The organism is Priestia sp. P5, assembly GCF_029522155.1.
Lineage (GTDB): Bacteria > Bacillota > Bacilli > Bacillales > Bacillaceae_H > Priestia > Priestia megaterium_E.
On sequence record NZ_JAKWFJ010000014.1, the window covers coordinates 1 to 8,663 of the forward strand.

Annotated in this window: 10 protein-coding genes and 1 pseudogene; 1 reads left to right on the top strand and 10 read right to left on the bottom strand. The window is 49.9% G+C overall.

Going from position 1 to position 8,663, the window contains the following annotated elements; translation table 11 throughout:
- Positions 1–389 precede the first annotated feature (389 nt).
- From MMB69_RS27355 to MMB69_RS27070, 10 genes and pseudogenes are all read right to left on the bottom strand, one after another.
- Positions 390–548 (bottom strand): annotated as a pseudogene (locus MMB69_RS27355) (VOC family protein); the annotation flags it as partial.
- 20 nt (positions 549–568) lie between these two features.
- Entirely contained in the window at positions 569–1,363 is a 795-nt protein-coding gene (locus MMB69_RS27035) for an APH(3')-II family aminoglycoside O-phosphotransferase (protein WP_004614937.1), read from the bottom strand.
- Positions 1,364–2,579: 1,216 nt separating this feature from the next.
- Positions 2,580–2,657: a protein NinD gene (gene ninD / locus MMB69_RS27360; protein ID WP_481861932.1), complete on the bottom strand. Its 78-nt coding sequence runs from the start codon at positions 2,655–2,657 to the stop codon at positions 2,580–2,582.
- The gene (locus tag MMB69_RS27040; protein ID WP_000611491.1) at positions 2,654–3,526 is read right to left on the bottom strand and encodes a phosphoadenosine phosphosulfate reductase domain-containing protein; all 873 of its coding nucleotides are present in this window, start codon (positions 3,524–3,526) and stop codon (positions 2,654–2,656) included. Before MMB69_RS27040 ends, ninD begins: the two co-directional genes overlap by 4 nt.
- Positions 3,523–3,981: a recombination protein NinB gene (locus MMB69_RS27045; protein ID WP_012602761.1), complete on the bottom strand. Its 459-nt coding sequence runs from the start codon at positions 3,979–3,981 to the stop codon at positions 3,523–3,525. Before MMB69_RS27045 ends, MMB69_RS27040 begins: the two co-directional genes overlap by 4 nt.
- A gap of 55 nt (positions 3,982–4,036) precedes the next feature.
- Positions 4,037–4,327, bottom strand: a complete 291-nt coding sequence (locus MMB69_RS27050) for a protein ren (RefSeq protein ID WP_000145933.1) — start codon at positions 4,325–4,327, stop codon at positions 4,037–4,039.
- The gene (locus tag MMB69_RS27055) at positions 4,324–5,025 is read right to left on the bottom strand and encodes a replication protein P (protein WP_000788910.1); all 702 of its coding nucleotides are present in this window, start codon (positions 5,023–5,025) and stop codon (positions 4,324–4,326) included. The genes MMB69_RS27050 and MMB69_RS27055 overlap by 4 nt, the downstream gene beginning before the upstream one ends.
- Positions 5,022–5,921 (bottom strand): replication protein, encoded by a 900-nt coding sequence (locus MMB69_RS27060; protein ID WP_000185505.1) that lies wholly within the window; start codon positions 5,919–5,921, stop codon positions 5,022–5,024. Before MMB69_RS27060 ends, MMB69_RS27055 begins: the two co-directional genes overlap by 4 nt.
- Before the next feature lie 32 nt (positions 5,922–5,953).
- A complete protein-coding gene (locus MMB69_RS27065) occupies positions 5,954–6,247 on the bottom strand; it encodes a CII family transcriptional regulator (protein WP_000251069.1) in 294 nt (97 codons plus the stop codon).
- A gap of 118 nt (positions 6,248–6,365) precedes the next feature.
- Positions 6,366–6,566, bottom strand: coding sequence for a Cro/CI family transcriptional regulator (locus tag MMB69_RS27070; protein WP_000437875.1), 201 nt, complete (start codon positions 6,564–6,566; stop codon positions 6,366–6,368).
- Between the two features lie 100 nt (positions 6,567–6,666).
- Between MMB69_RS27070 and MMB69_RS27075 the strand changes: the two genes are divergently transcribed.
- Positions 6,667–7,380 (top strand): LexA family protein, encoded by a 714-nt coding sequence (locus MMB69_RS27075; protein WP_000104864.1) that lies wholly within the window; start codon positions 6,667–6,669, stop codon positions 7,378–7,380.
- The last annotated feature ends 1,283 nt before the right edge of the window (positions 7,381–8,663 follow it).

Here is an 8,663-nt window from a genome sequence, read left to right on the forward strand (position 1 = left end):
GAAAACTCACGTTAAGGGATTTTGGTCATGAGATTATCAAAAAGGATCTTCACCTAGATCCTTTTAAATTAAAAATGAAGTTTTAAATCAATCTAAAGTATATATGAGTAACCTGAGGCTATGGCAGGGCCTGCCGCCCCGACGTTGGCTGCGAGCCCTGGGCCTTCACCCGAACTTGGGGGGTGGGGTGGGGAAAAGGAAGAAACGCGGGCGTATTGGCCCCAATGGGGTCTCGGTGGGGTATCGACAGAGTGCCAGCCCTGGGACCGAACCCCGCGTTTATGAACAAACGACCCAACACCGTGCGTTTTATTCTGTCTTTTTATTGCCGTCATAGCGCGGGTTCCTTCCGGTATTGTCTCCTTCCGTGTTTCAGTTAGCCTCCCCCTAGGGTGGGCGAAGAACTCCAGCATGAGATCCCCGCGCTGGAGGAGAATTCTCATCCAGCCGGCGTCCCGGAAAACGATTCCGAAGCCCAACCTTTCATAGAAGGCGGCGGTGGAATCGAAATCTCGTGATGGCAGGTTGGGCGTCGCTTGGTCGGTCATTTCGAACCCCAGAGTCCCGCTCAGAAGAACTCGTCAAGAAGGCGATAGAAGGCGATGCGCTGCGAATCGGGAGCGGCGATACCGTAAAGCACGAGGAAGCGGTCAGCCCATTCGCCGCCAAGCTCTTCAGCAATATCACGGGTAGCCAACGCTATGTCCTGATAGCGGTCCGCCACACCCAGCCGGCCACAGTCGATGAATCCAGAAAAGCGGCCATTTTCCACCATGATATTCGGCAAGCAGGCATCGCCATGGGTCACGACGAGATCCTCGCCGTCGGGCATGCTCGCCTTGAGCCTGGCGAACAGTTCGGCTGGCGCGAGCCCCTGATGCTCTTCGTCCAGATCATCCTGATCGACAAGACCGGCTTCCATCCGAGTACGTGCTCGCTCGATGCGATGTTTCGCTTGGTGGTCGAATGGGCAGGTAGCCGGATCAAGCGTATGCAGCCGCCGCATTGCATCAGCCATGATGGATACTTTCTCGGCAGGAGCAAGGTGAGATGACAGGAGATCCTGCCCCGGCACTTCGCCCAATAGCAGCCAGTCCCTTCCCGCTTCAGTGACAACGTCGAGCACAGCTGCGCAAGGAACGCCCGTCGTGGCCAGCCACGATAGCCGCGCTGCCTCGTCTTGCAGTTCATTCAGGGCACCGGACAGGTCGGTCTTGACAAAAAGAACCGGGCGCCCCTGCGCTGACAGCCGGAACACGGCGGCATCAGAGCAGCCGATTGTCTGTTGTGCCCAGTCATAGCCGAATAGCCTCTCCACCCAAGCGGCCGGAGAACCTGCGTGCAATCCATCTTGTTCAATCATGCGAAACGATCCTCATCCTGTCTCTTGATCGATCTTTGCAAAAGCCTAGGCCTCCAAAAAAGCCTCCTCACTACTTCTGGAATAGCTCAGAGGCCGAGGCGGCCTCGGCCTCTGCATAAATAAAAAAAATTAGTCAGCCATGGGGCGGAGAATGGGCGGAACTGGGCGGAGTTAGGGGCGGGATGGGCGGAGTTAGGGGCGGGACTATGGTTGCTGACTAATTGAGATGCATGCTTTGCATACTTCTGCCTGCTGGGGAGCCTGGGGACTTTCCACACCTGGTTGCTGACTAATTGAGATGCATGCTTTGCATACTTCTGCCTGCTGGGGAGCCTGGGGACTTTCCACACCCTAACTGACACACATTCCACAGCTGGTTCTTTCCGCCTCAGGACTCTTCCTTTTTCAATATTATTGAAGCATTTATCAGGGTTATTGTCTCATGAGCGGATACATATTTGAATGTATTTAGAAAAATAAACAAATAGGGGTTCCGCGCACATTTCCCCGAAAAGTGCCACCTGACGCGCCCTGTAGCGGCGCATTAAGCGCGGCGGGTGTGGTGGTTACGCGCAGCGTGACCGCTACACTTGCCAGCGCCCTAGCGCCCGCTCCTTTCGCTTTCTTCCCTTCCTTTCTCGCCACGTTCGCCGGCTTTCCCCGTCAAGCTCTAAATCGGGGGCTCCCTTTAGGGTTCCGATTTAGTGCTTTACGGCACCTCGACCCCAAAAAACTTGATTAGGGTGATGGTTCACGTAGTGGGCCATCGCCCTGATAGACGGTTTTTCGCCCTTTGACGTTGGAGTCCACGTTCTTTAATAGTGGACTCTTGTTCCAAACTGGAACAACACTCAACCCTATCTCGGTCTATTCTTTTGATTTATAAGGGATTTTGCCGATTTCGGCCTATTGGTTAAAAAATGAGCTGATTTAACAAAAATTTAACGCGAATTTTAACAAAATATTAACGCTTACAATTTACGCGTTAAGATACATTGATGAGTTTGGACAAACCACAACTAGAATGCAGTGAAAAAAATGCTTTATTTGTGAAATTTGTGATGCTATTGCTTTATTTGTAACCATTATAAGCTGCAATAAACAAGTTAACAACAACAATTGCATTCATTTTATGTTTCAGGTTCAGGGGGAGGTGTGGGAGGTTTTTTAAAGCAAGTAAAACCTCTACAAATGTGGTATGGCTGATTATGATCAGTTATCTAGATCCGGTGGATCCATTTGGTCGGAAGCGGTTATCTTCTTTGCATTCACCGCACCGATAACATCGCATCATGCAGCTTCCCTCCCGAAGTCGAAATCAAGCTGCCCTCCAAATATTTCGCATGACTCAGAACAAGAGCCGGTATCGAATCTTTTAGCTCGTACCATGTCCTGATACAGGGCTTGATAATCATTTTCTGAATACATTTTCGCGATACCGTCCAGCGACATTCTTCCTCGGTACATAATCTCCTTTGGCGTTTCCCGATGTCCGTCACGCACATGGGATCCCGTGATGACCTCATTAAAAACACGCTGCAATCCCTCCTCATCTTTGCAGGCAAGTCCGATTTTTTGCGTTGATTTTTTAATGCAGAATATGCAGTTACCGAGATGTTCCGGTATTTGCAAATCGAATGGTTGTTGCTTCCACCATGCGAGGATATCTTCCTTCTCAAAGTCTGACAGTTCAGCAAGATATCTGATTCCAGGCTTTGGCTTTAGCCGCTTCGGTTCATCAGCTCTGATGCCAATCCACGTGGTGTAATTCCCTCGCCCGAAATGGTCATCACAGTATTTGGTGAAGGGAACGAGTTTTAATCTGTCAGTGCAGAACGCGCCGCCGACGTATGGAGTGCCATATTTCTTTACCATATCGATAAATGGCTTCAGAACAGGCATTCGCGTCTGAATATCCTTTGGTTCCCATACCGTATAACCATTTGGCTGTCCAAGCTCCGGGTTGATATCAACCTGCAATACGGTGAGCGGTATATCCCAGAACTTCACAACTTCCCTGACAAACCGATATGTCATTGGATGTTCACAACCTGTATCCATGAAAACGTAATGCACGTCTTTACCTGCCCGTCGCTTTTGCTCCATTAGCCAGAGCAAATATGCTGACGTCCTGCCACCGGAGAAACTAACGACATTTATCATGCAGCCCTGTCTCCCCATCTCGCTTTCCACTCCAGAGCCAGTCTCGCTTCGTCTGACCACTTAACGCCACGCTCTGTACCGAATGCCTGTATAAGCTCTAATAGCTCCGCAAATTCGCCTACACGCATCCTGCTGGTTGACTGGCCTATTACCACAAAGCCATTCCCGGCAAGGTTAGGAACAACATCCTGCTGCTTTAATGCTGCGGTAAACACACACTTCCAGCTTTCTGCATCCAGCCAGCGACCATGCCATTCAACCTGACGAGAGACGTCACCTAAGCAGGCCCATAGCTTCCTGTTTTGGTCTAAGCTGCGGTTGCGTTCCTGAATGGTTACTACGATTGGTTTGGTTGGGTCTGGAAGGATTTGCTGTACTGCGTGAATAGCGTTTTGCTGATGTGCTGGAGATCGAATTTCAAAGGTTAGTTTTTTCATGACTTCCCTCTCCCCCAAATAAAAAGGCCTGCGATTACCAGCAGGCCTGTTATTAGCTCAGTAATGTAGATGGTCATCTTTTAACTCCATATACCGCCAATACCCGTTTCATCGCGGCACTCTGGCGACACTCCTTAAAAACCAGGTTCGTGCTCATCTTTCCTTCCCGTTCTTCCCTGGTAGCAAACCGGTAATACACCGTTCGCCAGACCTTACCTTCGATAACCAGAAGACCTGCCCGTGCCATTTTAGCCGCGGCCTGATTTATGCTGGTTACTGTTGCGCCTGTTAGCGCGGCAACGTCCGGCGCACAGAAGCTATTATGCGTCCCCAGGTAATGAATAATTGCCTCTTTGCCCGTCATACACTTGCTCCTTTCAGTCCGAACTTAGCTTTGATTTCTGCGATCTTCGCCAGAGCCTGTGCACGATTTAGAGGTCTACCGCCCATGACAGGAAGTTGTTTTACTGGTTCAGGGATCGCCTCACCACGGTTAATTCTCGCAGTCATATGGACAAGCTCATCTGCGGCCTTACGGCGTAATTCCGCATCAGTAAGCGCATTGGCCCGCATGTTCTGATACAGGTTGGTAACCAGCCAGTAGTGCGCGTTTGATTTCCACGGATAAGACTCCGCATCCGGATACAGGCCTCGCTTCCGGCAATACTCGTAAACCATATCAACCAGCTCGCTGACGTTTGGCAGTCCGGCGGTAACGGATGCTTCTTCCCGGCACCATGCAACAAACTGCCCGGGTGATGGCAGAAATGGTCGATTCTGCCGACGGGCTACGCGCATTCCTGCGTTAACCTGTTCCATCGTGGTGATCCCGTTTTCCCGAAAAGCCAGAACCCACTGGCGACGGATTTCGTTCACTTCGTTCTGGTCACGGTTAGCCAGGCTCGCCGGGAAAGTTGCCAGTAACTGGCTGAACACACCGTTGATGATCTGCGCTACCTGCTGTACCTGCGGCTTTTCGTCGTACTGTTCCGGCATGTTGTTGGCGATCCGACGCATCTGCTCACGGTCAAAGTTAACCATCTGTGCGGCGATGTTTTTCATAGATCCACCCCGTAAATCCAGTCTGTGTTTGTCAGGTCGAGTTTTGGTTTGCTGGCTGTCACGCCTGCCTGTTGCTTGTTACGGTTGATTTCGAGTTGGGTCCACTTATCGCGGAGTTTGGCCGGGCTCAGCACGTTACCGGACCAGAAGTTGTCCTGGCATGCCCAGCGGAACAGCACACACATGTCGCGGTGGTTACGTCCGTCACGTTCACGCATCAGGCGGATATCGTTAGCCCACCCAGCAAAATTCGGTTTTCTGGCTGATGGTGCGATAGTCTTCACCATGTCAAACATCCACTCTGCGGCGGTCAGGTCTTCTGCTGTCCCCCACTTGCTGCCGCTCTGAATTGCAGCATCCGGTTTCACCACAGAAAGGTCGTTTTCTGGCTGGTCAGAGGATTCGCCAGAATTCTCTGACGAATAATCTTTTCTTTTTTCTTTTGTAATAGTGTCTTTTGTGTCCCCCTGTTTTGAGGGATAGCAATCCCCCAATTTGAGGGATGTTTTATCCCTCGTTTTAGGGGATTTTCCCTCGTTTTGAGGGATGCACCATTCTGAGATGTTTTTATTTGGTCCAAACATGCCGCCTTGCTGCTTGATAATATTCATTCTGACGAGTTCTAACTTGGCTTCATTGCACCGTTTGACAGGTAACTTTGTAATCTCGCTAAGTTGAGAATCGGTGATTCTGTCCATTGGTTTATTCCACCCATAGGTTTTACGCAGAATGGCAAGCAGCACTTTAAACTGTCGCTTGGTCAGATCTGCGCCCGAATAAGCCTCAAGCAGCATATTTGATAGTCTGGCGTAACCATCATCGAGATCTGCCACATTACGCTCCTGTCCGGCAAAGTTACCTCTGCCGAAGTTGAGTATTTTTGCTGTATTTGTCATAATGACTCCTGTTGATAGATCCAGTAATGACCTCAGAACTCCATCTGGATTTGTTCAGAACGCTCGGTTGCCGCCGGGCGTTTTTTATTGGTGAGAATCGCAGCAACTTGTCGCGCCAATCGAGCCATGTCGTCGTCAACGACCCCCCATTCAAGAACAGCAAGCAGCATTGAGAACTTTGGAATCCAGTCCCTCTTCCACCTGCTGATCTGCGACTTATCAACGCCCACAGCTTCCGCTGTCTTCTCAGTTCCAAGCATTGCGATTTTGTTAAGCAACGCACTCTCGATTCGTAGAGCCTCGTTGCGTTTGTTTGCACGAACCATATGTAAGTATTTCCTTAGATAACAATTGATTGAATGTATGCAAATAAATGCATACACCATAGGTGTGGTTTAATTTGATGCCCTTTTTCAGGGCTGGAATGTGTAAGAGCGGGGTTATTTATGCTGTTGTTTTTTTGTTACTCGGGAAGGGCTTTACCTCTTCCGCATAAACGCTTCCATCAGCGTTTATAGTTAAAAAAATCTTTCGGCCTGCATGAATGGCCTTGTTGATCGCGCTTTGATATACGCCGAGATCTTTAGCTGTCTTGGTTTGCCCAAAGCGCATTGCATAATCTTTCAGGGTTATGCGTTGTTCCATACAACCTCCTTAGTACATGCAACCATTATCACCGCCAGAGGTAAAATAGTCAACACGCACGGTGTTAGATATTTATCCCTTGCGGTGATAGATTTAACGTATGAGCACAAAAAAGAAACCATTAACACAAGAGCAGCTTGAGGACGCACGTCGCCTTAAAGCAATTTATGAAAAAAAGAAAAATGAACTTGGCTTATCCCAGGAATCTGTCGCAGACAAGATGGGGATGGGGCAGTCAGGCGTTGGTGCTTTATTTAATGGCATCAATGCATTAAATGCTTATAACGCCGCATTGCTTACAAAAATTCTCAAAGTTAGCGTTGAAGAATTTAGCCCTTCAATCGCCAGAGAAATCTACGAGATGTATGAAGCGGTTAGTATGCAGCCGTCACTTAGAAGTGAGTATGAGTACCCTGTTTTTTCTCATGTTCAGGCAGGGATGTTCTCACCTAAGCTTAGAACCTTTACCAAAGGTGATGCGGAGAGATGGGTAAGCACAACCAAAAAAGCCAGTGATTCTGCATTCTGGCTTGAGGTTGAAGGTAATTCCATGACCGCACCAACAGGCTCCAAGCCAAGCTTTCCTGACGGAATGTTAATTCTCGTTGACCCTGAGCAGGCTGTTGAGCCAGGTGATTTCTGCATAGCCAGACTTGGGGGTGATGAGTTTACCTTCAAGAAACTGATCAGGGATAGCGGTCAGGTGTTTTTACAACCACTAAACCCACAGTACCCAATGATCCCATGCAATGAGAGTTGTTCCGTTGTGGGGAAAGTTATCGCTAGTCAGTGGCCTGAAGAGACGTTTGGCTGATCGGCAAGGTGTTCTGGTCGGCGCATAGCTGATAACAATTGAGCAAGAATCTTCATCGAATTAGGGGAATTTTCACTCCCCTCAGAACATAACATAGTAAATGGATTGAATTATGAAGAATGGTTTTTATGCGACTTACCGCAGCAAAAATAAAGGGAAAGATAAGCGCTCAATAAACCTGTCTGTTTTCCTTAATTCTCTGCTGGCTGATAATCATCACCTGCAGGTTGGCTCCAATTATTTGTATATTCATAAAATCGATGGAAAAACTTTTCTCTTTACCAAAACAAATGACAAGAGTCTGGTTCAGAAGATAAATCGCTCTAAAGCTTCAGTTGAAGATATTAAGAACAGCCTCGCAGATGACGAATCATTGGGATTCCCATCTTTTTTGTTTGTTGAAGGCGACACCATTGGTTTTGCCAGAACTGTTTTCGGGCCGACCACATCCGATCTGACAGATTTTTTAATCGGGAAAGGAATGTCATTAAGCAGTGGAGAGCGCGTTCAGATAGAGCCACTGACTCGAGATCTGAGTCCGGACTTGTACAGCTCGTCCATGCCGAGAGTGATCCCGGCGGCGGTCACGAACTCCAGCAGGACCATGTGATCGCGCTTCTCGTTGGGGTCTTTGCTCAGGGCGGACTGGGTGCTCAGGTAGTGGTTGTCGGGCAGCAGCACGGGGCCGTCGCCGATGGGGGTGTTCTGCTGGTAGTGGTCGGCGAGCTGCACGCTGCCGTCCTCGATGTTGTGGCGGATCTTGAAGTTCACCTTGATGCCGTTCTTCTGCTTGTCGGCCATGATATAGACGTTGTGGCTGTTGTAGTTGTACTCCAGCTTGTGCCCCAGGATGTTGCCGTCCTCCTTGAAGTCGATGCCCTTCAGCTCGATGCGGTTCACCAGGGTGTCGCCCTCGAACTTCACCTCGGCGCGGGTCTTGTAGTTGCCGTCGTCCTTGAAGAAGATGGTGCGCTCCTGGACGTAGCCTTCGGGCATGGCGGACTTGAAGAAGTCGTGCTGCTTCATGTGGTCGGGGTAGCGGCTGAAGCACTGCACGCCGTAGGTCAGGGTGGTCACGAGGGTGGGCCAGGGCACGGGCAGCTTGCCGGTGGTGCAGATGAACTTCAGGGTCAGCTTGCCGTAGGTGGCATCGCCCTCGCCCTCGCCGGACACGCTGAACTTGTGGCCGTTTACGTCGCCGTCCAGCTCGACCAGGATGGGCACCACCCCGGTGAACAGCTCCTCGCCCTTGCTCACCATGGTGGCGACCGGTAGCGCTAGCG

What these genes read in the sequence shown, in the direction of transcription:
- MMB69_RS27035 (WP_004614937.1), bottom strand. Translation starts at nt 1,363, where the DNA reads ATGATTGAACAAGATGGATTGCACGCAGGTTCTCCGGCCGCTTGGGTG.
- ninD (WP_481861932.1), bottom strand. Translation starts at nt 2,657, where the DNA reads ATGATGCGATGTTATCGGTGCGGTGAATGCAAAGAAGATAACCGCTTC.
- MMB69_RS27040 (WP_000611491.1), bottom strand. Translation starts at nt 3,526, where the DNA reads ATGATAAATGTCGTTAGTTTCTCCGGTGGCAGGACGTCAGCATATTTG.
- MMB69_RS27050 (WP_000145933.1), bottom strand. Translation starts at nt 4,327, where the DNA reads ATGACGGGCAAAGAGGCAATTATTCATTACCTGGGGACGCATAATAGC.
- MMB69_RS27055 (WP_000788910.1), bottom strand. Translation starts at nt 5,025, where the DNA reads ATGAAAAACATCGCCGCACAGATGGTTAACTTTGACCGTGAGCAGATG.
- MMB69_RS27060 (WP_000185505.1), bottom strand. Translation starts at nt 5,921, where the DNA reads ATGACAAATACAGCAAAAATACTCAACTTCGGCAGAGGTAACTTTGCC.
- MMB69_RS27065 (WP_000251069.1), bottom strand. Translation starts at nt 6,247, where the DNA reads ATGGTTCGTGCAAACAAACGCAACGAGGCTCTACGAATCGAGAGTGCG.
- MMB69_RS27070 (WP_000437875.1), bottom strand. Translation starts at nt 6,566, where the DNA reads ATGGAACAACGCATAACCCTGAAAGATTATGCAATGCGCTTTGGGCAA.
- MMB69_RS27075 (WP_000104864.1), top strand. Translation starts at nt 6,667, where the DNA reads ATGAGCACAAAAAAGAAACCATTAACACAAGAGCAGCTTGAGGACGCA.